General features: G+C 32.0%; 23 protein-coding genes. 11 read left to right on the top strand and 12 right to left on the bottom strand.

The window, feature by feature from the left end:
• Positions 1 to 37: 37 nt before the first annotated feature.
• Positions 38 to 481: a response regulator transcription factor gene (locus tag OYT91_RS07865; protein WP_269222289.1), complete on the top strand. Its 444-nt coding sequence runs from the start codon at positions 38 to 40 to the stop codon at positions 479 to 481.
• 440 nt (positions 482 to 921) lie between these two features.
• On the top strand, positions 922 to 2274 hold the full coding sequence (locus tag OYT91_RS07860; RefSeq protein ID WP_281240199.1) for a DEAD/DEAH box helicase: 1353 nt from the start codon (positions 922 to 924) through the stop codon (positions 2272 to 2274).
• A 145-nt stretch (positions 2275 to 2419) separates the two neighbouring features.
• Here the strand turns inward: OYT91_RS07860 and OYT91_RS07855 are convergent, their stop codons facing one another.
• Positions 2420 to 3544: a lactonase family protein gene (locus OYT91_RS07855; RefSeq protein WP_281240198.1), complete on the bottom strand. Its 1125-nt coding sequence runs from the start codon at positions 3542 to 3544 to the stop codon at positions 2420 to 2422.
• 299 nt (positions 3545 to 3843) lie between these two features.
• Here OYT91_RS07855 and OYT91_RS07850 point away from each other — a divergent pair, with 299 nt between their 5' ends.
• The 4 genes from OYT91_RS07850 (at position 3844) to OYT91_RS07835 (ending at position 8134) form a co-directional block, all read left to right on the top strand.
• Complete coding sequence (locus OYT91_RS07850) at positions 3844 to 5772, top strand: vWA domain-containing protein (RefSeq protein ID WP_281240197.1); 1929 nt, start codon at positions 3844 to 3846, stop codon at positions 5770 to 5772.
• Positions 5773 to 5805: 33 nt separating this feature from the next.
• The gene (locus tag OYT91_RS07845) at positions 5806 to 7059 is read left to right on the top strand and encodes a dihydroorotase (RefSeq protein WP_281240196.1); all 1254 of its coding nucleotides are present in this window, start codon (positions 5806 to 5808) and stop codon (positions 7057 to 7059) included.
• Positions 7060 to 7068: 9 nt separating this feature from the next.
• The gene (locus OYT91_RS07840; RefSeq protein WP_281240195.1) at positions 7069 to 7395 is read left to right on the top strand and encodes a hypothetical protein; all 327 of its coding nucleotides are present in this window, start codon (positions 7069 to 7071) and stop codon (positions 7393 to 7395) included.
• A 64-nt stretch (positions 7396 to 7459) separates the two neighbouring features.
• Positions 7460 to 8134 carry an alpha/beta hydrolase gene (locus OYT91_RS07835; RefSeq protein WP_281240194.1) on the top strand — a complete coding sequence of 225 codons (675 nt, stop codon included), beginning with the start codon at positions 7460 to 7462 and terminating at the stop codon, positions 8132 to 8134.
• 38 nt (positions 8135 to 8172) lie between these two features.
• Here the strand turns inward: OYT91_RS07835 and OYT91_RS07830 are convergent, their stop codons facing one another.
• Together OYT91_RS07830 and OYT91_RS07825 are read right to left on the bottom strand one after the other, a co-directional pair.
• On the bottom strand, positions 8173 to 8676 hold the full coding sequence (locus OYT91_RS07830) for a hypothetical protein (RefSeq protein ID WP_269222295.1): 504 nt from the start codon (positions 8674 to 8676) through the stop codon (positions 8173 to 8175).
• Between the two features lie 10 nt (positions 8677 to 8686).
• Positions 8687 to 9451, bottom strand: coding sequence for an MBL fold metallo-hydrolase (locus OYT91_RS07825; RefSeq protein WP_281240193.1), 765 nt, complete (start codon positions 9449 to 9451; stop codon positions 8687 to 8689).
• Positions 9452 to 9550: 99 nt separating this feature from the next.
• On the opposite strand from OYT91_RS07825, the gene OYT91_RS07820 reads away from it, so the two are divergent.
• Positions 9551 to 11011 carry a TonB-dependent receptor gene (locus tag OYT91_RS07820; RefSeq protein WP_281240192.1) on the top strand — a complete coding sequence of 487 codons (1461 nt, stop codon included), beginning with the start codon at positions 9551 to 9553 and terminating at the stop codon, positions 11009 to 11011.
• A 102-nt stretch (positions 11012 to 11113) separates the two neighbouring features.
• Here OYT91_RS07820 and bcp read toward each other — a convergent pair whose 3' ends face one another.
• The 7 genes from bcp to OYT91_RS07785 all read right to left on the bottom strand — a co-directional run bounded on the left by bcp (position 11114) and on the right by OYT91_RS07785 (position 17031).
• Positions 11114 to 11566 (bottom strand): thioredoxin-dependent thiol peroxidase, encoded by a 453-nt coding sequence (gene bcp / locus OYT91_RS07815; RefSeq protein WP_281240191.1) that lies wholly within the window; start codon positions 11564 to 11566, stop codon positions 11114 to 11116.
• 114 nt (positions 11567 to 11680) lie between these two features.
• Positions 11681 to 11986 (bottom strand): DUF6787 family protein, encoded by a 306-nt coding sequence (locus OYT91_RS07810; protein WP_281240190.1) that lies wholly within the window; start codon positions 11984 to 11986, stop codon positions 11681 to 11683.
• Between the two features lie 395 nt (positions 11987 to 12381).
• On the bottom strand, positions 12382 to 12813 hold the full coding sequence (locus tag OYT91_RS07805) for a DUF6146 family protein (protein ID WP_281240189.1): 432 nt from the start codon (positions 12811 to 12813) through the stop codon (positions 12382 to 12384).
• Between the two features lie 158 nt (positions 12814 to 12971).
• On the bottom strand, positions 12972 to 13529 hold the full coding sequence (locus OYT91_RS07800; protein WP_281240188.1) for a DUF937 domain-containing protein: 558 nt from the start codon (positions 13527 to 13529) through the stop codon (positions 12972 to 12974).
• 107 nt (positions 13530 to 13636) lie between these two features.
• Positions 13637 to 14602 (bottom strand): D-2-hydroxyacid dehydrogenase, encoded by a 966-nt coding sequence (locus OYT91_RS07795; RefSeq protein WP_281240187.1) that lies wholly within the window; start codon positions 14600 to 14602, stop codon positions 13637 to 13639.
• Positions 14603 to 14709: 107 nt separating this feature from the next.
• Positions 14710 to 15780, bottom strand: a complete 1071-nt coding sequence (gene serC, locus OYT91_RS07790; protein ID WP_281240186.1) for a 3-phosphoserine/phosphohydroxythreonine transaminase — start codon at positions 15778 to 15780, stop codon at positions 14710 to 14712.
• A 192-nt stretch (positions 15781 to 15972) separates the two neighbouring features.
• Positions 15973 to 17031, bottom strand: a complete 1059-nt coding sequence (locus OYT91_RS07785; RefSeq protein ID WP_281240185.1) for an acyl-CoA reductase — start codon at positions 17029 to 17031, stop codon at positions 15973 to 15975.
• Positions 17032 to 17160: 129 nt separating this feature from the next.
• Here OYT91_RS07785 and OYT91_RS07780 point away from each other — a divergent pair, with 129 nt between their 5' ends.
• Positions 17161 to 17511, top strand: coding sequence for a 4Fe-4S dicluster domain-containing protein (locus OYT91_RS07780; RefSeq protein WP_269222303.1), 351 nt, complete (start codon positions 17161 to 17163; stop codon positions 17509 to 17511).
• Between the two features lie 55 nt (positions 17512 to 17566).
• On the opposite strand, the gene OYT91_RS07775 is transcribed toward OYT91_RS07780, so the two are convergent.
• Both OYT91_RS07775 and OYT91_RS07770 read right to left on the bottom strand, forming a co-directional pair.
• A complete protein-coding gene (locus OYT91_RS07775; protein ID WP_269222304.1) occupies positions 17567 to 18313 on the bottom strand; it encodes a class I SAM-dependent DNA methyltransferase in 747 nt (248 codons plus the stop codon).
• A gap of 92 nt (positions 18314 to 18405) precedes the next feature.
• On the bottom strand, positions 18406 to 21270 hold the full coding sequence (locus OYT91_RS07770; protein ID WP_281240184.1) for a TonB-dependent receptor: 2865 nt from the start codon (positions 21268 to 21270) through the stop codon (positions 18406 to 18408).
• A gap of 537 nt (positions 21271 to 21807) precedes the next feature.
• Between OYT91_RS07770 and ychF the strand changes: the two genes are divergently transcribed.
• From ychF to OYT91_RS07755, 3 genes are all read left to right on the top strand, one after another.
• Entirely contained in the window at positions 21808 to 22902 is a 1095-nt protein-coding gene (gene ychF / locus OYT91_RS07765; RefSeq protein ID WP_281240183.1) for a redox-regulated ATPase YchF, read from the top strand.
• Positions 22903 to 23118: 216 nt separating this feature from the next.
• Positions 23119 to 24036 carry a YihY/virulence factor BrkB family protein gene (locus OYT91_RS07760; protein ID WP_281240182.1) on the top strand — a complete coding sequence of 306 codons (918 nt, stop codon included), beginning with the start codon at positions 23119 to 23121 and terminating at the stop codon, positions 24034 to 24036.
• Between the two features lie 11 nt (positions 24037 to 24047).
• Positions 24048 to 24569, top strand: coding sequence for an NADPH-dependent FMN reductase (locus OYT91_RS07755; RefSeq protein WP_269222308.1), 522 nt, complete (start codon positions 24048 to 24050; stop codon positions 24567 to 24569).
• Positions 24570 to 24602: the final 33 nt, after the last annotated feature.

Genomic DNA, 24602 nt, shown 5'->3' with positions numbered 1-24602 from the left:
GAAAAAAAAATTTCAATAAAACGAGTCTATCCAAAAGATGATGAATAAAAATAACAACATAAAGAATTCAGATTTAAAAATACTAATTGCAGAGGATGATGAGTTGATGGTTAAAATCCTTGAATTCATTCTAAAAAAAGAAGGCTATCAAGTTACTTCATGCAAGGATGGTTTGAGCGCCATAGAAAAAATTCCTGAACTTATTCCTGACTTGATAATTACTGATATATTGCTTCCTTTTCGATCTGGATTAGAAATAATAGGGTATTCCAAAGAGACTTTTGAAAATATACCTGTTATCGTAGTTTCTTCACTAGGAGAAGAAGAAGGGACAGTGGTTGAAGCTTTTCGTTTAGGTGCTGATGATTTTGTTTCAAAACCCTTTAATCCTAATGAGTTATTGCTTAGAGTAAAACGTTTGTTTACCTTAAATAATCACATTTTAAAACAAAAAGAAATGCCCGTAAGTATTAGTGCTTAAGCTTCGTTACGAAGCTCGATTATTCGATAATAACAATGTGAACAGACTATTTTTCAAGAAGGAAATGAAGTTCTGTGAATGCCAAAAATAAATAGTAATCAAGTATCTAATATTTTTGTGTTTTTGATTTTAAAAAATAGGTGTAAGTATTTGGTTTTACTGAAGAAACCAGATGTAGCAAATTTCTAATGCGAATCTGAGTTGTAATATTTCATAAGTCTTTTTAATATTCCTTTTCAATACTATAAAACCTCTATGTGCTTTTTGTAAAAGTAGTCAATAGGGGTTTGTTTATTTTTACTTTTTTTCATTTTTATATAATTTAGTTGACAAAGTATAACGATGTTCTTTGTTAATTCAAAATCAATTACAATCAAAGTTAGCAAGACCTTTCTATCCTTAGTTTCAAAAAACCTATCTTTGCACAAAATTTACATACAATGAGCACTTTCGAACAATTCAATCTCCCTAAATCTGTCCAAAAAGCAATAGATGATTTAGGTTTTACGACTCCAACTCCAATTCAGGAAAAAACTTTTTCTGTGATAATGTCTGGTCGTGATATGATGGGAATTGCACAAACAGGTACAGGTAAAACATTTGCCTATTTATTACCTTTATTAAAATTATATAAATTTACTCCTGGACATACTCCAAAAATTGTGGTTCTTGTACCTACAAGAGAATTGGTAGTTCAGGTTGTAGAAGAAGTTGAAAAATTGACCAAATACATGTCGGTTCGAACAATTGGAATTTTTGGTGGAGTAAATATCAACACCCAAAAGACAACTGTTTATCAAGGTTGCGATATTCTTGTAGGAACTCCAGGTAGAATCATGGATTTAACATTGGATAATGTGATTCGTTTTGAGGAAATGCAAAAACTAGTTATCGATGAGTTTGATGAAATGCTGAATTTAGGTTTCCGTACTCAATTAACCGCAATTTTGGCTATGATGCCAAAAAAACGTCAAAACATATTATTCTCAGCAACAATGACGGATGAGGTCGATGCGATTTTGAATGATTATTTCGATTATCCCGAAGAAGTTACACTTTCTGCATCCGGAACACCTTTAGAAAATATCTCACAATCAAGTTATCTTGTTCCAAATTTTAATACCAAAATCAATCTTTTAAAACATTTATTGCAAAACAATGAAGACATGAGTCGTGTATTGGTTTTTGTAAATAATAAAAAGATTTCTGATATGGTTCACGAACGTATCGAAGAAGATTTTGAGGATCAGTTTGGTGTTATTCACTCCAATAAATCTCAAAATTATCGTTTGAGTACTATGGCATCTTTCCAAGAAGGAAATCTTCGTGGTTTGATCACTACGGATATTATGGCCAGAGGTTTGGATATTTCGAATATTACGCATGTAATCAATTTTGAGATGCCCGAATTGCCCGAATTATACATGCACCGTATTGGCCGAACAGGACGTGCAGATGCCACAGGAACCGCTATAAGTTTTATTACGCCTAGGGAAGAGGAATCCAAAGTAGCGATCGAAATATTAATGAATACCGAATTGCCCATTGAAACTTTTCCTGTAGAAGTGGAAGTATCAGCTAAACTAATCGAGCCAGAAAAAGACAGACAGCCAATTAAGTTTTTGATGAAAAAACAAAAATTGGAAGGCGATGGTGCTTTTCAAGAGAAAAGTAAAAAGAACAAAAAAGTAAATCTTGGAGGGCCTGGAGTTACCAAGAAAAAAACACATGGTTCTGTAAATAGAAATATGTTGAAAACCAGAGATAAAAAACGAAAAGACAAAAATAAATAGTTTTCAATTTGTAAAAAAAAATAGCCTAAAGTTTACTCTAGGCTATTTTTTTTGGTAGTAAATGAGTTGTTAATCTACTTTTTTAAAGTAGTGTGTTCCTTAGTGTTTTTGTAGAAAATCGAAAAAGAGCACGCAATGCTACTTCTTATTTTTCCTTTTTCTCATCACTAAAAACCAAACAAACGGGCGAACATAATTCTATTTTTTGCCCAGAGTCTTTTAATGTACCTTTCCTTTTATTGATTTTAAAAATCACAATATCATTTGAGTATTGATGTGCTATCAATAGAAACTTACCCGTTGGATCTATTACAAAATTTCTAGGACCTTTGCCTAAAGTACTCGTTTGTCCTTTGGATTTTAATTTTCCATTTTTCAAAACTTTAAAAATTGAAATTGTATTGGCATCTCCTCTATTTGTAGCGTATAAAAAACGCCCATTTGGTGTAATGTGGATATCCGCAGCACTAGTGGTTCCATTGAAATCATTTGGTAAAATTGTTGTTTCATGGATTTGCGTTAGCGTACCATTTTTATATTTGAATGTTGTCAAAGAACCATCTAATTCTTGCAATACATATACAAATTTACCTTTTTTACTAAATATTAAGTGTCTTGGTCCACTTCCTGCTTTTACAGAAACACTGTCTTTTAAAGTTAAAATTTCAGTACTTGCATTAGGTTCATAAGCATACAAAAACACCTTGTCTGTTCCTAAATCATTACTCAATACATATTTTTTATCTGGCGAAAAATAAACCATATGTACATGGGGTTTCTCTTGTCTCTCTGTATTGACACTTTTCCCAAAATGCTGAACTACTTGTTTGGCTTCTGTTAGACTACCGTCTGAGTTTTTACCAAAAACCACAATATTACCTCCAGAATAATTGGCAACAATTACATTTGTTTCATCATTGATTAGGTAACAAGGATCAGCTCCTTTAGAATTTACACTATTAATGAAATTCATTCTTCCACTTGAAGGATCAAATCCAAATGAACTTATTTCACTTTCATTTCCATTTTCTTTGACTGCATAAATAAATTTACTCCCTTTTGAAAGAGACAAATAACTAGGATTTATTATGCTGTCCGAAGATTTTTTTAATCTAATATTGGCATTATTGCTATCAAACTCATACACATATATTCCTCTACTTTCACAGGTTTTAGTATAAGTTCCTACGACAAGATTAAGTTTGTTTTTCTGAGCCTGCATTGTAAAAAAGGATACAATCAACAGAATAATAAGGTAGGTGTGCTTCATAAGCTTTAATTGAATTTGATATTAGTACAGTTATTCTTGTTGAAATATATCTATTTCAAAAGTTGATTTCGAATATTGCAATATTGAATCTATTTTAGATTAAAAAAATACATATTTGACTGTAGTGGTATTGCTACAAAAGTAAAATTACGTAATTAATTTAATAAAGTGATGTTTTGTTATTTGTTTTGAAAAATAATTACAACTTCCTATAAAACTGTTTACAAATTTGTATTTTTGAACGGCAGAATTCCTTGAATACTTTCATAATAAATCTTTGAAGCAAACAAACCTTTAGAATGCATTTTAAACAACCCGAAATTCTTTACTTTCTATTCCTGCTGATTGTTCCAATTTTGGTGCATTTATTCCAATTAAGACGATTCAAAAAAGAATATTTTACGAATGTACGATTCTTAAAGGCCCTTTCGATACAAACCAGAAAAAGTTCCGAAATCAAGAAATGGTTGCTTCTGGCTACTCGAATAGCATTGCTTACTGCTATTATTCTAGCTTTTGCACAACCTTTTTTTGAATCAAAAGACAGTAAAAATGCAAGTAATGAAATGTATATTATTCTTGATAATTCCTTTAGTATGCAAACCAAAGGAAAAAAAGGTGAACTTTTAAAACGAGCCATTCAGGAATTACTTGAAGAAACCCCAGAAAGCACTAATTTTTCTTTATTGACCAATACTGATAATTATTGGAATACGGATATAAAAACCATTCGCAGTGAATTGCAAAACCTTAAATACAGTGCAACTCCTTTTCAAATCGATAATAGTATTGCAAAAATAAAAGCACATAAATCCGCTTTCAAAAAAGACATTGTAATTATTACTGATGCTGTTGGTTTGACATCAAACCAATTAAAAAATATAGGGACTGATATTATTCCGTATTTTATTATTCCAAAGGCTGAACAAAGAAACAACGTTTCAATTGACAGTGTTTTTATTCGTCAAACATTGGATGATTTTTATGAGGTCAGTATCAATACTACTAATTATAGTAATGATTTTAAACCTGTTCCAGTAGCTTTATACAATCAAAATAAGTTGATTGCTAAAACGATACTTAACTTTAAGAATAAAAATGAAACAGTCAATTTCACTATTCCAAAGCAGGTTTTTCATGGTTATGTTTCAATAGAAGACAATGACTTAGTTTATGATAACAAATTGTTTTTTAGTATTTCAAAAATCAAAAAAACAAATGTCTTAAGTATAGGTGCCTTAGATAAAAATAATTTTTTAAGTCGAATTTATACCGATGATGAATTCAATTATGCTTCTTTTGCATTAAATGCTTTGGATTATAATAGTATTGACAAGCAAGATGCTATTGTTTTAAATGAGTTGGACGAAATTCCGCAAGCCTTGCAAACCACTTTGAAATCCTTTGTTAATAAAGGGGGTAATTTAATTGTAATTCCATCTGAAGGAGGTTCAATTGTAAATCTAAATTCATTTTTAAAACAATTTGGCTCCACGCAATTTCAATCATTAGAATCGAATGATAAACAGATTACCAAAATCAATTTTAGTCATCCTTTATTTTCAGGAGTTTTTGAAAGTAAGACCAATAATTTTCAATATCCTAAAACCAAAAAAGATTTTACAATAACAACTAACAGTTCAGCTGTTTTGAACTATGAGGATCAATCTCCTTTTTTAATGGCTGACCGAATTAATACTTCATCAGTTTATGTGTTTTCAGCGCCGTTAAATATTTCAAATTCAAATTTTCAGCAATCACCTTTAATTGTTCCTGTATTTTATAAAATGGCTTTAAGCAAGCAAAATAACGGAATTAATGCCTTTACGATAGGAAATAAGTCTTCATATTTTGTTCCAGTTTTATTGTCGAAAGATGAAATCCTGACAGTAAAAAACCAAGAAAACAGTTTTATTCCAGTACAACAATTATTGAGCAATAAGGTACAGTTGTTCTTTGATGATTCTCCGGATAAAGCGGGGAATTATGTCATTTATGATGCTAAAAAAGCAATCGAAAACATCAGTTTTAACTATCCAAGAACCGAAAGTAATCTTGATCAAGTCGATCTTAATATTCTATCCGATTATAAAACAAGTGATTCCATTTCAACTATTTTTGATACGCTACAAACCAGCCGAAGTGACAATCAAATTTGGAAATGGTTTATTATCTTTGCACTGTTATTTTTAACCTTAGAAATGGCAATTATCAAATTTGTGAAGTAACAATACAGTTTTAAAAAGTAAACGACATAACATATGAACATCATCATCCGAAACGCCAAAATAATAGATTCAAATAGTTCTTTTCACAATCAGACTGTTGATGTTTTAGTTGCAGATGGTTTTGTGAAAAAAATCGGAACATCACTTTTAAATACAGATAATTCTGAAGAATTAAAATTAGAAAATCTACATATTTCACAAGGTTGGTTTGATAGTAGTGTTTCACTTGGGGAACCTGGCTTTGAAGATAGAGAAACTATTGCAAATGGCTTAGATGTTGCTGCCAAAAGTGGTTTTGCTGCCATTGCTTTACAGCCCAACTCTTTGCCTGTAATAGATAATCAATCGCAAGTTAATTTTGTAAAAAATAAAGCCAATGGTTTTGCTACACAGCTTTTTCCGATAGGGGCCTTAACGAAAGAAAGTGAAGGAAAAGATATGGCTGAATTATTTGATATGAAAAATTCTGGTGCTGTTGCTTTTGGAGATTATGCTAAAAGTTTGGACAATGCCAATTTGCTAAAAATTGCCTTGCAATATGTACAAGATTTTGATGGACTCGTAATTGCTTTTGCACAAGATGACAAAATAAAAGGGAATGGAGTTGCAAATGAAGGTATTGTTTCGGCTCGTTTGGGGCTGAAAGGCATTCCAGATTTAGCCGAAGAAATACAAATAGTCAGAAACTTATTTTTATTAGAATATACTGGTGGTAAAATGCATATTCCAACAATTTCAACTGCAAAATCTGTACAATTGATCAAAGAAGCTAAAGCAAAAGGATTAAATGTAACTTGTAGCGCTACGGTACATCATTTGGTATTAACTGATGATAAATTAGAAAGTTTTGATTCTAGATATAAAGTTACTCCACCATTAAGAACCGAAATTGATAGACAAGCCTTAATCAATGGAGTTCTTGACGGAACGATTGATTTAATTACTTCCGACCATAATCCGATAGATATTGAACACAAAAAAATGGAATTTGATTTGGCTAAAAACGGGACTATCGGATTAGAGAGTGCATTTGGTGCATTGATGACCGTACTCCCATTAGAAACTATAATCGAGAAATTGACTCTTGGAAAATCAATTTTCAGTATCCCTAATAATAGCCTAGCCGAAGGTGAAATAGCTAATATTACTTTATTTAATCCCGAAGGAAACAGTGTATTCACAAAAGCAAACATACTTTCTAAATCAAAAAATTCTGCATTTCTAGGTGTTAATCTAAAAGGAAAAGCATACGGAATTTTGAATCAAGGGAAATTAATTTTAGGATAACCAAACAACATGAACAATACAATCGAAGCTGGAAAAACAGCAGCAATTACCAGTTATATTTTAGGAATTGGCGTATTAATTGCAATGTCCATGAATAGTGAAGATAAAAATGAATTTGCTTCCTTTCATATCCGTCAAGGATTAGGACTAACGCTTACTTTTATTTCTTTGGGATTAATAATAAGCAATTTTGATAGTTTGATGATTTCTGCACCTATGTGGATTTTCATTTCGATTTTATGGTCCTACGGAATTTTTAGCGCCATCAAGGGGGAAACAAAACCAATCCCTTTACTTGGAGAATACTTTCAGAAATGGCTTAAAAGCATTTCTTAAAAATACATTTCAAAATCTGAATTCTAAATTTTGCCTCATAAATTAAGGGACTAAAATACACAAAATGAAACTATCCTTAGAATATAAAATACGAGAACCTAAAGTGATTCTTAACAAAAATCCATTATTACTGTTACTTCATGGATATGGTAGTAATGAAGCTGATTTATTTTCGTTTGCACCGGAATTACCAGCAGAATATTTTGTTATTTCAGCACGAGCTCCTTATGACCTTCAATATGGAAGTTATGCTTGGTATGCTATCAATTTTGACGCTGACCAAAACAAATTCTCAGATAATGATCAAGCTCGAATTTCAAGAGATTTAATTTCAAATTTCATTGATGAATTGGTGGCTAATTATCCAATAGATGCCAATGATGTCAATCTATTAGGTTTCAGTCAAGGTTCAATTTTGAGTTATGCTGTGGCACTTTCGTATCCAGAAAAAATCAATAAGGTTATAGCAATGAGTGGATATGTCAATTTGGATATCATAACCGATGATTACTTAAAAAATAACCTTAGCAAACTTAAAGTATTTGCATCTCATGGAACAGTAGATCAGGTTATCCCAATTGAATGGGCTAGGAAAACACCGGGTATTTTAGAGAAACTTGGAATTGCAATCACATACAAAGAATATCCAGTAGGCCATGGAGTAGCTCCTCAAAATTTTTATGATTTAAAAAACTGGCTTAGCCCCCTAACCCCCGAAGGGGAAACAAAAACCGAATAACCTAAATGTGTTTTCGTACAAAAATCCCCCTTTTGGAATTAGGGGGCTTGGTATAAAAATGTTTGATTAACTTCGAATGAAACACTTTCATCTTCGTTGATAAAGTATTTCAATAATACTTCTCCCCAATATTCTCCGTCACTGTAGTCAGCAATTATCCAGCGGTTATTTAGTACCTTTATTTTGTTTATCGAAAATTTAGTAGCTCCCAATTGTACTTGTCCTGTATATGGATTCCCTTTTGGATTGGCATTCAAGTCTAATAATTGTGCCGTAACATACGGAATTAATGTTGTGTAATTTCGTATTTTTTCAGATTTAGCCGTTTCAAAGTAGTTTTGGGCATTTTCATTTTTTTCTAATGAAAAATAATCTACATCAGATAATTTATTGGTAACAGATACTAAACTATCTTTTAATTTAGTTGTTGTTTTTTTATATTTTTCTTGTTCAAAAGTCACTTCTTTGCTCAAATACATATAAGTGTAAATGTTAAATACCAAAGACAAAATTAAGGCGTAAAGGAAAAATGATTGTTTCATAAAAATGCTATTAAATTGTAATTTCTAAATTATCATAAGCCAAGAAAACATTTGAAGGAAGTTGTTTTTGAACCACTTCGTGAAAGCCTAGCATATGACTAATATGGGTTAAATATGCTTTCTCCGGTTTCAGCAAAGCTATAAAATCGAGTGCTTCTTGCAAATTAAAATGTGTTTTATGAGGCTCAATTCGTAATGCGTTTACCACTAGTACTTTGAGGTTTTTTAGTTTGGAGATTTCTACTTCCTCTACTGTTTTTACATCAGTTAAATACGCAAAATCATCTATTCTAAAACCAAAAACCTGAAGATCACCATGCATTACGTTGATTGGGACGGCTATTTTATTTCCAATAGAAATAGGTGTATTGTTTTTTATTTCATGTTTTTCTACAGAAGGAGCGCCAGGATATCTATTAACGGTTTCAAAAATATAGTCAAAACGTTTTTCAATATTAGTCAATACTCTTTTGTGAGCATAAATTGGAATAGCTCCTTGTTTGAAATTAAATGGCCGAATATCATCTAATCCAGCCGTATGATCAGCATGTTCATGAGTAAATAAAATTCCATCAACTTTTTTACAATTTGAAGCTAACATTTGTTGCCTGAAATCAGGGCCGCAATCGATTACGTAGGAGTAGTCATTCCATGAAATCCATACCGAAACGCGGAGCCTTTTGTCCTTAGGTTCAGTACTTTTGCATACTTCATGATCACTACCTATAATTGGAATACCTTGAGATGTTCCAGTACCTAAAAAATATACTTTCAATTGTGTTTCTTTTTTTTACAAAAATAGAATTAATTCTCTTTCATTAGAAGCCTAATTAATTAACTTTGTAACATAATCGCCGAATTTAAACGAAAAAAAATGGAAGCCAAAAAGATAAAACTAAAAGGGGACAAAGTTATTGAGCAAATTCCTTCTTTAAAGGATAAAGCACTTCGTATTAATTTGAATGAAAATATATACGGTACTTTTGCTGAAATTGGAGCTGGTCAAGAAACAGTGAGACATTTTTTTAGATCAGGAGGTTCTTCTGGAACCATCGCAAAAGCAATGTCTGCCTATGATAAAGATTTTAGTGATGCTGTTTATGGTATAGAAGAAGACGGTCGTTATGTAACAGAAAGCAGACTTAAAAAGATGCTAACTTTTGAAGGAGAATTAATAGAAGAACGACTTAGCAGAACTAAACATCCTAATAAATTATTTTTTAGTTATGCCAATACTGTTGCAACTATCGATTTTGCTAAACAATTCAAAGGTCACGGATGGGTTGGCATTCGATACCAACTAGACCCAAGTGAAGCTTATAACGAAATCATCATCCATATTCGTTTCAAAGAAACGGATTCACGATTGCAACAAGAAACTTTAGGTATTTTGGGAGTGAATCTGATATATGGTGCATTCTACAAATACAATGATCCCAAGAAATTACTTCGATACCTTTACGATCATTTAGATAAAGATCAACTTGAAATAGATACTATCAATTTTTCAGGTCCTCGTTTTGCAGATGTAGACAATAGATTAATGAGTCTGCAATTGGTCAAAAACGGAATGACTGATGCGGTAATGTTCAATCCACAGGGTAAAAATATCTTACCGGCATCTATTCTTTATAAAAAAAACATACTTGCGTTTAGAGGTAGTTTTCGTCCTGTTACCAAAGTGAATATGGACATGTACAAACAATCTCTTAAGATGTTTTTGGAAGAGAATAAAGTAGAAAAAGAAAATACTTTGGTCATTTTTGAAATTACATTATCGAATCTTCGTTCCGACGGAGAAATCGATGAAAGAGATTTTATGGATCGTGCCGAATTACTTTGTTCTCTTGGGCAAACCGTAATGATTTCTAATTTTCAAGAATATTACAAAGTTGTTGAATATTTCTCGAATTATACTAAAGCCAGAATGGGGCTTGCCATGGGGGTTAATAATTTAGTGGATATATTCGACGAAAAATATTACCGCCATTTAAGTGGAGGAATTTTGGAGGCTTTTGGTAAATTATTTTATCGTGATATGAAAGTATTTTTATATCCAATGTTGGGGGAAGAAGGAGAAATCATTACTTCCGAAAATTTAAAAGTGCATCCTAGAATGAAAGAACTTTACAAATTCTTTAAATTCAATGGAAAAGTTGTGGATATTGAAGATTACAATCCTGAAATATTAGAGGTGTTCTCACGTGAAGTATTAAAAATGATTAGTGCTGGTAAACCAGGTTGGGAATCGATGTTACCTGATGGGGTACCTGAAATCATTAAAGAAAAACGCCTTTTTGGATATCAACCTAATTCAATTATAGAAGCTAAATAAGCAAATAGATATAAAGTAGATTTTCATTTATATAAAAAAAAACTCCAAAAAGAACAAATTGTTTTTTATTGGAGTTTTTTTTATTTTGAGAATCATTTGTTCTTATTTCAATATCTGATTTGCGTGCACTTTGGTTTTTACATCTGTAATCACATCGGTTATAATTCCGTTTTCGTCAATAACAAATGTGGTTCTGTGAATTCCATCATATTCTTTTCCCATAAATTTTTTAGGTCCCCAAACCCCAAATGCATTGATAACCGTTTTATCTTCATCGGCTAATAAAGGAAAAGGAAATTCATATTTATCCTTGAACTTAGCTTGCGCTTTGGCGCTGTCTGCACTTACGCCGAGCAATTCGTAATTATTGGCTTGAAAACGCTCAAAATTATCTCTTAAATCACAAGCCTCTGCTGTACAACCGGGTGTTGAAGCTTTTGGGTAAAAGAAAACAACTAATTTTTTGCCAGTATAATCAGCAAGTTCATGCGTTTTTCCGTCTTGATCTGTACCTGAAAATTTTGGTGCTTTATCTCCTTTTTTTAATGTGGTCATATTTTATGTTTTTTTGAATGTAGAAAATTGAATACGAAAAAAGTTTTAAAATAGTAAGTTGAATTATTTATCGGAGTATTCAAAATTGTCTGATAACCGATAATTCAAATGTCCTTATTTATCATTGAAAAGAAAACCAAATCCCATACTTTTTAGCATTTTTTTTTCGAATCCCCAAAAGAATTTAAATTGGCCAAAAAGGAAACCTATAGAAACCAATAAAACTTGATAAATAGGAAAAATCAACAATAATCGAATGGGAGTATACCAATGGCCTAGTTCCTCTTTTCCAATTCCCAACCAAATACAAAATGGTCGAGACAAATATGCGGAAGCCGATCCTGTAATGGCAAAAACAACAAATATTATGGCTAATTGCCAATTGGATGTTAATCCCCAACGTTGTTTTAATCGCTTCATTTTTAATTAATTCCTTTTTGCAAATATAACAGGTTTTAATGGTTGAATTTATTCTAATTTCTTTTTTTTATTTGGATAAATTTGATTTGTTACTTCTTTTTTGCGTGAGTGATGGTAGTGGAGCTCTTTTTTTGATTTCGTTTTTTTACGGAATCAAAAAAAAGCGGGAGCGAACAGCACGACCCATTGTTTCGTCTTTTTGGACGAGGCAATGGGTCACGCCCTAATCTTATTTTATAGACTGATATTGTATAATGCGATGCTCTTTTAATTTATTGATTTCATTAAACGCTATGCTTAGGTAAATTGACTAATTGTGCGTAAGATGGATTTAAGTAAAAATAAAAAATCTATTTCATGTGGTTATAATATTTTGGTAATCAGTTTTGTATACATTATCGTAGGGGGACATATCCATTTAATTTTTGATTGTATTTGTTTTGAAAATATATCATGTAATTATAAAGCAGATAGTTAACTTCATATCCATAATTAATATTAGGGGAATAATCTATTATCATTTCATATAAATTAGGAGGGTAGAGTTGGGGTTGTCTAACTCGATTATTCCATTCCATAACAAATATATTATTTTTGTTTTCTAAATAAGCTTGGGAATGATATCCTCGTGGATATGCTGTTGAATGTAGCCAAAAATCAAAACCAGGTTCTATGATAATTATTTCATAATTCAATTCTTCATTGGCAATTTTTATGGTGTCATTGCTTCCTGTTTTTTGTTTTTCATCATTTGAAAATTTTGGTTTGGAAGTGTTACATCCAATAATTGTCAAAAGAATGATTACTATGTAAATTATATTTTTCATAATAATGGATGTTTGAATAATTTAAAAAAAATAATAATCATAAAGTTATATAAAAAAAATGTTTTGTAATGATAATGTGGTGTTTATGTTTTTTTGTATTAAAAAAAAGACACTCACTGATTTGTAAATGCCTTTTTTATTTTAAAATTGAGATTTTTTTATTTTCCAAAAAGTTTCCCTAGAAATCCACCAATGCCACCACTGCTTTTTGTTACTGCAATAGCGTCATTCAGGTCTAGTTTTCCATCGGCATTTTGGTCTAAACCAAATTGTGTTCCATATTTTGAAATAGTATCCATAATTCCAGAGGTTTCTGTACCACTTCCAGTAATTGCTCCAATTAAATCGGTTATTTGAAAGCTGTCTTTTGGATCATTTACTTTGTTTACCAATCCACCAAGAATTTGCGGAATCATACTTCCTGCTACTTCTTGGGACACATTACTGCTTAAACCAAATTTTTCTCCCAAGCTACTTGTAAGTTGTTGAGTAATTTGTTGAACAGCTGGGTTTTCTGGATTTTGGGCGTTGTTTCCTTGTAATAATCCTGCTAGTTGTTCTATACCTCCTTCGGAAGCCATTTTTTGTAAGCTCGAAAAAATTGAATTTCCTGCTTCATTCATAACTCCTTCGTTATGTTCATTTGGGACTGCATTGTTATTTACAACTACTTCTTGTCCATACTGCTGTACTAATTGTGTCAATTGTTCAAACATAGGTTTAAAAGTTAAAATTAGATTTCAAATTTAATAAAAAAATAACGCTATTCTATTAATTTTAATTAATAAAATACCGTTATATTGTTAAAAATCAATGATTTGTATCAGTGCACTAGTGACTTATTGAAAAAGCTAATGATTTGTTGCGCCAGTTCATTACCTATTCTGTCTTGTGCTTCTTCTGTAGCAGCACCTATATGAGGAGTTAAAGATATCTTAGGATTCATTAAAATGGTAATTTCCGGATTAGGTTCATTTTCATAAACATCCAATCCTGCAAATAGAACTTTGTTTTCATCTAGTGCTTTTACTAATGCCACTTCATCAATTGCACCACCTCTTGCACAGTTGACAATTCCAACTCCATCTTTCATCATTTTTATCTCTTTTTCACCTATGACGTAGCCATCTTGTGCGGGTACATGTAAGGATATGAAGTCTGAGTCTGCGAATACATTTTCTAGAGGTTCAGAAGCAAGAGATAGTGTTATAGATTGACCGTTAAAAAATGAAATTTTGAGATCTTTTTTAGGAATATGAGTATCACTATAAATTACTTTCATTCCAAGACCAATGGCTATTTTTGCAGTTGCTTTACCAATGCGCCCCATACCGATAATTCCGAGTGTTTTCCCTCTTAATTCGATACCATTTGCATACGCTTTTTTCAAACCGTCGAAATTGGTATCACCTTCAAGTGGCATATTTCTATTGGAATCGTGTAAGAACCGTACTCCTGTAAATAAATGGGCAATGACTAATTCAGCAACGGATTCTGATGATGAGGCTGGAGTATTTATAACATGAATTCCTTGACTTTTGGCATAGTCAACATCAATATTGTCCATCCCGACACCGCCACGACCAATTATTTTAAGATTGGGGCAGGCATCTATAATGTCTTTGCGAACTTTTGTGGCACTTCGGACTAATAGAACACTTATGTTATTTTTGTTTACAAAATTTGCTACTTGCTCTTGTGCTACTTTTGTTGTAATAACTTCAAAACCGGCTTTTTCTAAAGAAGTAATACCACTTTTTGAAATGCCGTCGTTTGCTAATATTTTCATTTTGAGTTTATTTGGTCAACCATTTAATTATTTAAATGATGGTTAACATAAATTATTACTTTAAAATCAATTCGTTATATTGATTATTTTCGATAACGATTAATTGATTATATTTTACTTTCTAGTTCTTTCATTACGTCGACAAGTACCTGTACACTTTCTAATGGAAGTGCATTGTACATCGAAGCTCTATAGCCTCCAACAGAGCGATGTCCTGGTAAACCAGAGATTCCTGCTGCTTTCCACATTTCATCAAATTTAGCTGCATGTGATTCATCGTTCAATAAAAAGGTTGCATTCATATTAGAACGATCCTCAACCGCTGCAGTTCCTCTAAACAATGGGTTTCTGTCTATTTCTGTATAAAGCAAAGTTGCTTTTGCATCATTTATTTTTTCGATAGCCTCAATTCCTCCTAGCTTTTTCAACCATTGTAAGGTTAATAAAGAGGCGTAAACTGGAAAAACCGGAGGAGTATTGTACATGCTGTCAGCTTTGATGTGTTTGGCATAATCCAACATACTCGGAATAGTACGTCCTGTTTTACCTAGAATTTCTTCTTTGATAACTACCAAAGTGGTACCTGCAGGTCCCATATTTTTTTGTGCTCCAGCATAAATAATATCAAATTTTGAAAAATCTAATTTTCTAGAAAAAATATCAGAACTCATATCACATACAACAGGTATGTTTGTTGAAGGAAATTCTTTCATTTGAGTTCCAAAAATGGTATTGTTACTAGTGCAGTGGAAATATTCTGCGTCAGCGGGTATAGTGTATCCTTTTGGGATATGGTTGTAATTTTGTTCTTTTGAAGAGGCAACAATAGTAGTGTCTCCAAAGATTTTGGCTTCTTTTATGGCAGCAGATGCCCAAGTTCCAGTGTCTAAATAGGCAGCTTTTCCATTTTCTTTCATTAAATTATATGGAACCATTAAGAATTCTAGACTGGCACCTCCTCCTAGGAATATAGTTTGATATCCTTTTCCTTTTAGATCCAAAAGTTCTAAAACAAGTTCTCTAGCTTCTTCCATAACGGCTACAAAATCTTTACTACGATGGGAAATTTCTAAAAGTGATAAGCCAGAATCGTTAAAATTTAGAATGGCTTGAGCTGATTTTTCGAAAACTTCTTGTGGTAAAATGCAAGGTCCTGCGCTGTAGTTGTGTTTTTTCATGGTGTAGTTACTATTTGTTTTTTATTTGTTCCAATTCATTTTTGGACGAAATCGCTGGTCTACATGTTATTTTGGAATTAGGACCCATAACGATTTCAAATTGTAATTTGTCTTTAAAATCACAAAGTGCAAATTTCGGGAATAAGTGCTGAAAAAGTATTAAATTATTCGTAATAATATAAATGCATTGCATTATATTGTTGACAAAAACGAGATAGTGTCAATATTATCTGCATAATCCCATAAATTTGGTTTTTGAGTGGTTCCAAATTCAATGCTGTTTTTTACAAGATGGTTACTCACGATACACTGAATTTGATTTTTTTCGTTTTCTAAACGGTTTTCTAAATCTTCTAAATTCTCATAATATTCGTAAAACACACTCGTAATTGGCGAACCATAACTCGGATCTTCTTTTATTGTCAAGAATCCATTGTCTAGTAATTTAAAATTACTCATCAAGAAAACAGCTTTGTTGTAATCGTAATTATTGGCGTATTTTTCATAATGTATCACATCTTGGTATTCAAAAATAGCTTCAAAAAAAGGTTCAAAAGAGTAGTCTTTCGGGACAAAAAGTTTGGAAACATTGCGGCATCCTAATCCGAAATATCTGAATATATCTTCGCCCAATGCAGCCATCTGCTCTTTGGTCTCTTTACCATTTAGTACAGCAATTGAATTTCTGTTTTTTCTTATAATTGAAGGTTTATCTTTAAAGTAATATTCAAAATAACGTGCCGTATTATTGCTTCCTGTGGCAATTACAGCATCAAATCCTTCTAGTTTTCCATCTACAAATTTTATTTTATTTTTAAAATCTGGTTCTATTGCTGTCAGATAATTTGCCAAAAACGGCAAAAGATGTTGGTCATTTGAAGATGTTTTTACTAAAACTTCATGTCCCGTAATTAAAACTGATAGAAAATCATGAAATCCAACTAGAGGAATATTCCCTGCCAAAATAAGTGCCACTTTTTTGGTTTTTACGTTTTGTAAGTCATAATTAGAAAGCCATTTTTCTAAATTATCATCTGTTAATGCTTCGGCCCAAGATTGTATGGAGAAATAAACTTGCTCAGGAGTATACCAGCCATTATGCGATTGAGAAAGTTGAATTAAATCAATGAATTTTTCAAAAAATAAATCATTACCGAATACATTTTCGCGTTTTGCACAATTTCCTTCATTGAATTGACTCAAAAATTTGCCTAATTCAACAAAAACACTTTTTTTTGTTTCTAATGTCATAATGTTTGTTTATGAAAAGTTTTGATTGTAATTTTGCGCAAAAATAAGCTTTAATTAGTTATAAGTCAAAAGTGAATTTGCAAAACAACTTACTTCTGATTTCAAACTTCAAAATTCTAATCTAAAAAGATGGCAATAATAATAACTGATGAATGTATCAATTGTGGGGCATGCGAACCAGAATGCCCAAATACTGCAATATACGAAGGAGCTGATGATTGGAGATATAAAGATGGTACAAAACTTGTGGGTAAAGTTATTTTGCCTGATGGCACTGAAGTAGATTCGGATGCTGCACAAACACCAATCTCTGATGAAGTGTATTACATTGTACCCGGTAAATGTACAGAATGTAAAGGCTTTCATGATGAACCTCAATGTGCTGCTGTTTGTCCAGTAGACTGTTGTATTCCAGATGATAATCACGTTGAGACTGAAGAAACTTTATTAAACAGACAAGCATTTCTACACAACGAATAGTCTTTTTGACAAAATAATTGATATCAAAATCCTGAGTACTACACTTGGGATTTTTTTATGAAATTATTTTTCGAGCCATAATAACATAGGTGTCATAGGCGTATGTTTTTCTATCAATGGTTTTTATGATTTCGAAATTATTAAGATACAGAAAAAGTTCTATTTCGTTTAACGTAAAAACGCGAACAGTTGAGAAATCATCTAAGAGAATTTCCCTTTCATTATCTGTGATTTTAAAATATTGTGCACTCCATTCCAATAAAAAATTTTCCATTGGTGTTATTTCCCAGTGACTTTCTCGAATATAATTGATTCCTTCATAGGAAGCTTCATGAAGAATAATTTCATTCTTTTTTAAAAATGGTATGAAACGATTGGCATCAATAAAATCAAAAATCAAAACACCATTTGGGTTTAAATTTTTAAAAACCGATTCAAAAGTTCTATTGATATCGTCATTATTGATCAAGTAACTCGTAGATCTTCCGGTGATTATAATAGCATCTACAGGGTTTTTGAGGTCAAATTTACGCATATCTCCATGAATAAATAGGCTGTTTTTGTTTCTCTCTTGCGCAATAGCTATCATGCTTTGACTAAAATCGAGTCCTGTATAATCTTGATTGTTTTCTTGAAAACGTTTGGCCAAATTACCGGTTCCACTGCCAATTTCAAGAATTGATTTACAGTTTTCTTCCTGTATTAAGGTATTGTAGAACTCATATTCTTCGTCATAATCGATAAACGTTTGGTACATGGCATCAAATATTGCGGCCATTTTACCAGTAAATAAATTTGCCATAATTGTAGAATTGATGAGTATAAATTTAGATAATTAAATGCAATAAAAAAAGAGCTACCCGAAGATAGCTCTTTTGAAAATAGGAATTCAAATTAGAATTTATAGTTTAATGATAGATTAAGCATGGTTCCCAATTGACTGAAATGAGATCCATCATAAGTGGTTGTATCATAACGACCGTTGAAAGTAATTAAGTTGTTAGCAGTTTTTAAACTAGGATCATTTTTTGAAAAAGTTTTTCCATCGGCAGTAATGAATTCCCACTCTGGCAAGACATTAAAAATGTTATTTACATTAAATGCTATAGTCAACTTATCTGTTGCTGAAAAGTTAATTCCTAAATCAGTAACAATTTTAGGGATAAATTGAGTATTCAAACCATCACTTAAACCATCTTGATGGAAAGTAGTTTTTCCAAAATAAGTATTGTTAAGAGAAAAACCAAATTTCCCTATTTCGTAATTAGCTCCCAAAATCCATTTAGTTTCTGGTCTTGAGGTAAACATTAAAGCGTCTAAAGTTGGACTGAAGCTATCTCCAGGTCGTATGCCGGAAATTCTTTTATTTTGAAATGTTACATTGCCTGATAATGCCAGTCCTAATTTACCTGATCCGATACCTAAATTATTATAATTCATTACGACATCTAATCCTGAAGTTCTTGAGTCGAATGAGTTTGAAAACCATGCAACAGTTCCAAATTTTGTATTTTGTTTGTCTCCTAATACAATTCTGTCTTCTACTTTGATGTTGTAATAGTCAAGTGTGAAATTGAAATTTCTGAATGGTTTTGATCCTAAACCAACTGTAATGTTTGTTGATTTTTCTGGAGATAATTCAGGAATATCTAATTGACGTGCTTGAGGTGAGACATTATTTATAATTCCGCTTACTTGAATTCCTTGTCCTGGAACAAAAGAATATTGTGATTTTTGAGTATAAATTTGGTGTAAGGTTGGTGCTCTAAATCCAGTTGAAAGTGATCCTCTCAAAGTTACTTTATCATCTAGGAACTTATATCTTGAACTCAATTTCCATACTGTTGCATCTCCAAAATCGCTGTAGTCTTCATAACGAACGGTTCCGTTTATTAAAAAGTCTTTGGTTACATCATAGGCTACATCTAGATAAAGACCCAAATTGTAACGATTCCATTTTCCAGAATTTTCTGGACGATTTCCTGCAAAGGAATCTGCGCCTAAACCATCATACGAAGCTAGATCTCCTGCTTGCACCCCAAAAGTTTCTGTTCTAAACTCTGATCCAAAGCCTATACTGATGTGGTCTGAAAGTGTTTTAGAAATATCGATATTACCAACGATATGGTTAAATGAAGTTCCTCCTGGTTTGAAGGTAATTGGACTATTTTCTTGATAAACATTTTCACCCGTGTCAGGATCTATAATTCCAGATCTGTTTTGAGAATTTTCGACTGTGTAAGTTTGACTGTTTCCGCCGGTTGTTATACTTACATCTGTATTCCATCCATTTTTTGTAGTTTTGAAACCTAAAGTCGCATTGTAGTCATTTAAATCTCCAACAAAAGTAGGTACATAACCTCTATATGCTGCAGCAGAACCATTACTAAAAAAGTCTTTTAAGTAAGTAGGATAAGTTGATCCAATTCCCCAATTTGGGATACTTGTATTTTCAAAAGGATTTTTAATAGATCTCCAATATGGAGTTCTATAGTTTGCAAATGAGCTAACTTTTTTATAAACATAAGCAGCATTATAATACATTTGAGTAGTTTCATTTATGTCATTTCCACCATTTATAGAGAATTTTGCAGCTGCTGTCTCAGGTGAACCATTTATATTTCCGCCGTCTGGTTTTTCTTTTAGAAAATCATCTACTGATTTTTTTCCGTCTATATTACCTTGATTGATTGTAGCTAATTTAGTATTGTAATCTGGAGATCCTTTGTATCCATCAAAAACAGTTTCTATTTGCGCATCACTTAATCCAGTTAAATCTGTCCCACCTAGTGTATTGTCATCATTTATATAGCTAGAAGAACTATCCGGATTTACTTTTAAGAAATCGTTGAAATCGCCCTCAGCATCAACTGTTCCTGGTCTATTGGCTAACTTAACTTTAGAGAAATCGATAGTGTAATTTAAAAAACCATTATCCCCTACAGTAGTACCATTATTTATTGTTATTCCAAGCATTTCACCATCTCCTTCAGCTGTAATACCTGTTCGTAAAGTAACAGATCCATCTGTGCTATTCTTTTTTAAAATAATGTTCATTACACCAGCGATTGCATCTGATCCGTATTGAGCAGAAGCTCCATCTCTTAGAATCTCAACTCTTTCGATGGCGTCTGTAGGAATGGCGGAAATATCTGCACCTGTTTCACCACGACCTGGAGAGGTTTGAACATACAATAATGAACTTAAATTTTTACGTTTGCCGTTAATTAAGATTAGAGTTCTACTAGGCCCCATATTTCTAATTTCATACGGATCTAATAATGATGTTGCATCATTTACTGGAGTTTGAACTGTATTAAAGGATGGAATCTTATATTGTAATGCCTTATCAAATGTTGCTTGGCCTGTTGCTGCTAAATCCTTTGAAGATAAAATATCAATTGGTAAAGCACTCGTTGTATTACTTCTAGGGGCAGTACGAGTTCCTGTTACAACAACTTCATCCAGTTTTTGGCCAGCATTGTCTTCTTCCAGTTCAATATCTATAATTTTTGCGTTTGCAGGCTTGGCAACCGTTGTATATCCTATATAACTAAAGATTATGGTGGCTCCTTCGTTTACCGTTAGTTTGTAGCTTCCTTCTGAATCAGTAGAAACTCCATTTTTTGTTCCTTTTTCCTGTACATTAACGCCTGGTAGTGGTGTTCCTGTTTTGTCTTTTACAACTCCAGAAATTTCTTTTTGAGCTAGCAGGAAAGTAGCATTTAATAAAAAGAATAGCAGTGTGATTTTTTTCATAATTAGGTATTGGTTTGGTTATTGGTTAATTAGTATTGTGTCAAATATAACATAATATTAACATAAAATATATGTAATGTTGTTTTTTATCTAAAAAGTAAGGTGTATTTGCTAATATGGTAATTTGATGCAATCCTATTTATTGTAAAAAAAGTAATCGATAATTTTTGGGGTTTATTTTATGATTTTCTTTTTTTTGTATAAAATAATTTACAGAGGAAATCTAAAATATTCTTGGTTTAATTGAGATTATTTTACTGCAGTTTATATTTGTAGTGATATAAAAAGTTCTGTTTTTTTAGATGACAGACTAAAAAATACATTCATATTAAATGAATAGATATAGCAGGATACTATACTATTTTTTATTATGATCTTGTGATTTTAGTACTTCTAGTATCCGTTTAAACGGTAAGGATGAAAACGAGGGCTTAATACTTGTGGAGTAACACCTTTATATCTTATATTTGCAAACTTTAAAAAAGGAATTACTAAAAGACAGGTAACAGAAAACTGTTATTTGTAAACATACATACTATGAAAGCAGGAATTGTAGGGTTACCAAATGTTGGAAAATCAACATTATTCAATTGTTTATCGAATGCAAAAGCGCAAAGTGCTAACTTTCCTTTTTGTACTATCGAACCTAATATTGGTGTGGTAAATGTACCCGATCCAAGAATTGAAAAATTAGAATTGTTGGTAAAACCAGAACGCGTTCAAATGGCGACAGTAGATATCGTTGATATTGCTGGATTGGTTAAAGGAGCTAGTAAAGGAGAAGGTTTAGGAAATCAATTTTTGGGAAACATTAGAGAGTGTAACGCTATTATTCACGTATTGCGTTGTTTTGATAATGATAATATTGTTCACGTTGACGGTAATGTAAATCCTATTCGTGACAAAGAAACTATTGATATCGAATTGCAATTGAAAGATCTTGAAAACGTTGAAAAGCGTTTGGAAAAAGTAAATCGTGCTGCCAAAACTGGTAATAAAGAGGCGCAGACTGAAAAAGCTTTTTTAGATCGAATTAGAGAATCACTTTTACAAGCAAAATCTGCTAGAACAGTATTGCCTCAAAATAATGACGAGGAACTATTGTTGGAAAGTTTTCAATTGATTACTGCAAAACCTGTATTGTACGTTTGTAATGTGGATGAAAATTCAGCAGTAAACGGAAATAAATATGTAGATCAAGTTCGTGAATTGGTAAAAGATGAAGATGCAGAAGTAATAGTACTTTCTGTAGGTGCTGAAGCCGATATCACCGAATTGGAAAGTTACGAAGAGCGTCAAGTGTTTCTTGAAGATATGGGATTAAGCGAGCCAGGAGCATCTGTTTTAATTCGTGCAGCTTACAAATTATTAAAACAACAAACTTATTTTACTGCTGGTGTCAAAGAAGTACGTGCTTGGACCATCAATATTGGAGCTACTGCGCCACAAGCAGCTGGGGTTATCCATACCGATTTTGAAAAAGGTTTCATCCGCGCCGAAGTAATTGCATACGAAGATTTTATTCACTACGGATCGGAAGCCAAATGCAAAGAGGCAGGAAAATTCAAAGTAGAAGGAAAAGAATATATCGTAAAAGATGGAGACGTAATGCATTTTAGATTTAATGTGTAGTTTCTAGAAAATAGAGAAAAGAATAAAGAAAATAGATAAAAACCTGCAAGAGTCATTTTGCAGGTTTTTTTATTGATTTGTTTTGGATTAATAATTAATTTAAGATAGAATTTTAATTTAAAAAGTATTTTTAAAGTTGTAAAAAATAAAAATAATTATGTAAAACTTTGGTAAGAAGGTTGGTATAACTTTGATTAAATTTTCAATTAAAATAGTATGCTAAATAAAGACTCAATGTCAAAATCTTGGTTTTTACTTAAAATTACAACTTTAGAATTTATCGATGATAATGCTATAAAACTAAGTGCTGCTTTGGCGTATTACACAATTTTTGCACTACCGCCACTTTTAATCATTATTATTACAATTTGTAGTTTTTTCTTTGGCGAGGAAGCCGTCACGGGGCAGCTTTATGGACAAATAAAATCTTTGGTTGGTAACGATGCCGCTGTTCAAATTCAGGAGGCTATAAAAAATGTTGAACTGTCTGGGAATACTGTTTTTGCCACTGTATTTGGAGTTGTCATGCTGCTAATTGGGGCTTCAGGAGTTTTTGCGGAGATTCAAAGCTCAATCAATTATATTTGGGGACTGCGTGCCAAACCGAATAAAGGGTTTAAAAAGTTTATCCAGAATCGATTGATGTCTTTTTCGATGATTGTTTCATTGGGTTTTTTGATGATAGTGAGTTTATTGGTAAATGTTATATTGGATATAGTAAATTCTAGGTTGAAATTATATTTTCCAGAAAGTACGATTTACTTATTTTATGTCATTAATTCGGTAATTGTCTTTAGCATAATCACATTGCTTTTTGCCATTATTTTTAGAACATTGCCAGACGGGATTATAAAATGGCGAGATGCTTGTTTTGGAGCTGCTTGTACTGCAATATTGTTTATGGTAGGTAAATTTGGCATTGGTTATTATCTTGGGAATTCTACTATTGGTTCTATATATGGTGCTACGGGTTCGGTAATAATTATTTTGGTTTGGGTATATTATTCGGCTATAATTCTTTACTTTGGTGCTGAGTTTACCAAGGTGTATGCGAAAACGTATGGCGGTAAAATTTTTCCAAATGAATATTCTGTCGAAATAAAAAAAGAAATTTTTGAAATAGATAAACCTTAAAAAATGAATATATGAAAATCATAGCTTTTGCCGGAAGTCCAAGTAAAAATTCCATAAATAAAAAATTGGCCACTTATGCTTCGGATTTATTTAAAAATGCTGAAGTGGAAGTGTTGGATTTAAATGATTTTGAAATGCCGTTATTCAGCGTTGACAAGGAAATTGTAATTGGTCAACACCCCTTGGCGAAAGCCTTTTTGGATAAAATTGCATCGGCCGATGTTTTGGTAGTTTCGCTTGCCGAAAATAATGGTAATTACAGTGCCGCTTTCAAAAACACAGTGGATTGGTGTTCTAGAATAAACGGAAAAATTTTTCAAGATAAACCCATGTTATTGATGGCTACTTCACCGGGTGCCAGAGGTGGAGCTAGTGTTTTAGAAATTGCCAAAAATAATTTCCCTCGTTTTACTGCCGATATTAAAGCAGTTTTCTCACTGCCAAGTTTTAATGAAAATTTTGATATTGAAGCTAATGTTATTTCAAACGTTGAATTAGATAATCAATTAAAAGAGATTGTTGCTGGTTTGTAAATGTTAATTGGCCAAATCAATTCTAAAATAAAA

The sequence above is a fragment of the Flavobacterium praedii genome (genome assembly GCF_026810365.1).
Taxonomy (GTDB): domain Bacteria; phylum Bacteroidota; class Bacteroidia; order Flavobacteriales; family Flavobacteriaceae; genus Flavobacterium; species Flavobacterium praedii.
This window is presented reverse-complemented; position numbering and strand designations above follow the sequence as displayed.

What these genes read in the sequence shown, in the direction of transcription:
- OYT91_RS07835 (WP_281240194.1), top strand. Translation starts at nt 7,460, where the DNA reads ATGAAACTATCCTTAGAATATAAAATACGAGAACCTAAAGTGATTCTT.
- OYT91_RS07830 (WP_269222295.1), bottom strand. Translation starts at nt 8,676, where the DNA reads ATGAAACAATCATTTTTCCTTTACGCCTTAATTTTGTCTTTGGTATTT.
- serC (WP_281240186.1), bottom strand. Translation starts at nt 15,780, where the DNA reads ATGAAAAAACACAACTACAGCGCAGGACCTTGCATTTTACCACAAGAA.
- OYT91_RS07800 (WP_281240188.1), bottom strand. Translation starts at nt 13,529, where the DNA reads ATGTTTGAACAATTGACACAATTAGTACAGCAGTATGGACAAGAAGTA.
- OYT91_RS07845 (WP_281240196.1), top strand. Translation starts at nt 5,806, where the DNA reads ATGAACATCATCATCCGAAACGCCAAAATAATAGATTCAAATAGTTCT.
- OYT91_RS07840 (WP_281240195.1), top strand. Translation starts at nt 7,069, where the DNA reads ATGAACAATACAATCGAAGCTGGAAAAACAGCAGCAATTACCAGTTAT.
- OYT91_RS07770 (WP_281240184.1), bottom strand. Translation starts at nt 21,270, where the DNA reads ATGAAAAAAATCACACTGCTATTCTTTTTATTAAATGCTACTTTCCTG.
- OYT91_RS07760 (WP_281240182.1), top strand. Translation starts at nt 23,119, where the DNA reads ATGCTAAATAAAGACTCAATGTCAAAATCTTGGTTTTTACTTAAAATT.
- OYT91_RS07795 (WP_281240187.1), bottom strand. Translation starts at nt 14,602, where the DNA reads ATGAAAATATTAGCAAACGACGGCATTTCAAAAAGTGGTATTACTTCT.
- ychF (WP_281240183.1), top strand. Translation starts at nt 21,808, where the DNA reads ATGAAAGCAGGAATTGTAGGGTTACCAAATGTTGGAAAATCAACATTA.
- OYT91_RS07805 (WP_281240189.1), bottom strand. Translation starts at nt 12,813, where the DNA reads ATGAAAAATATAATTTACATAGTAATCATTCTTTTGACAATTATTGGA.
- OYT91_RS07775 (WP_269222304.1), bottom strand. Translation starts at nt 18,313, where the DNA reads ATGGCAAATTTATTTACTGGTAAAATGGCCGCAATATTTGATGCCATG.
- OYT91_RS07820 (WP_281240192.1), top strand. Translation starts at nt 9,551, where the DNA reads ATGGAAGCCAAAAAGATAAAACTAAAAGGGGACAAAGTTATTGAGCAA.
- OYT91_RS07860 (WP_281240199.1), top strand. Translation starts at nt 922, where the DNA reads ATGAGCACTTTCGAACAATTCAATCTCCCTAAATCTGTCCAAAAAGCA.
- bcp (WP_281240191.1), bottom strand. Translation starts at nt 11,566, where the DNA reads ATGACCACATTAAAAAAAGGAGATAAAGCACCAAAATTTTCAGGTACA.
- OYT91_RS07850 (WP_281240197.1), top strand. Translation starts at nt 3,844, where the DNA reads ATGCATTTTAAACAACCCGAAATTCTTTACTTTCTATTCCTGCTGATT.
- OYT91_RS07755 (WP_269222308.1), top strand. Translation starts at nt 24,048, where the DNA reads ATGAAAATCATAGCTTTTGCCGGAAGTCCAAGTAAAAATTCCATAAAT.
- OYT91_RS07865 (WP_269222289.1), top strand. Translation starts at nt 38, where the DNA reads ATGATGAATAAAAATAACAACATAAAGAATTCAGATTTAAAAATACTA.
- OYT91_RS07780 (WP_269222303.1), top strand. Translation starts at nt 17,161, where the DNA reads ATGGCAATAATAATAACTGATGAATGTATCAATTGTGGGGCATGCGAA.
- OYT91_RS07810 (WP_281240190.1), bottom strand. Translation starts at nt 11,986, where the DNA reads ATGAAGCGATTAAAACAACGTTGGGGATTAACATCCAATTGGCAATTA.
- OYT91_RS07785 (WP_281240185.1), bottom strand. Translation starts at nt 17,031, where the DNA reads ATGACATTAGAAACAAAAAAAAGTGTTTTTGTTGAATTAGGCAAATTT.
- OYT91_RS07855 (WP_281240198.1), bottom strand. Translation starts at nt 3,544, where the DNA reads ATGAAGCACACCTACCTTATTATTCTGTTGATTGTATCCTTTTTTACA.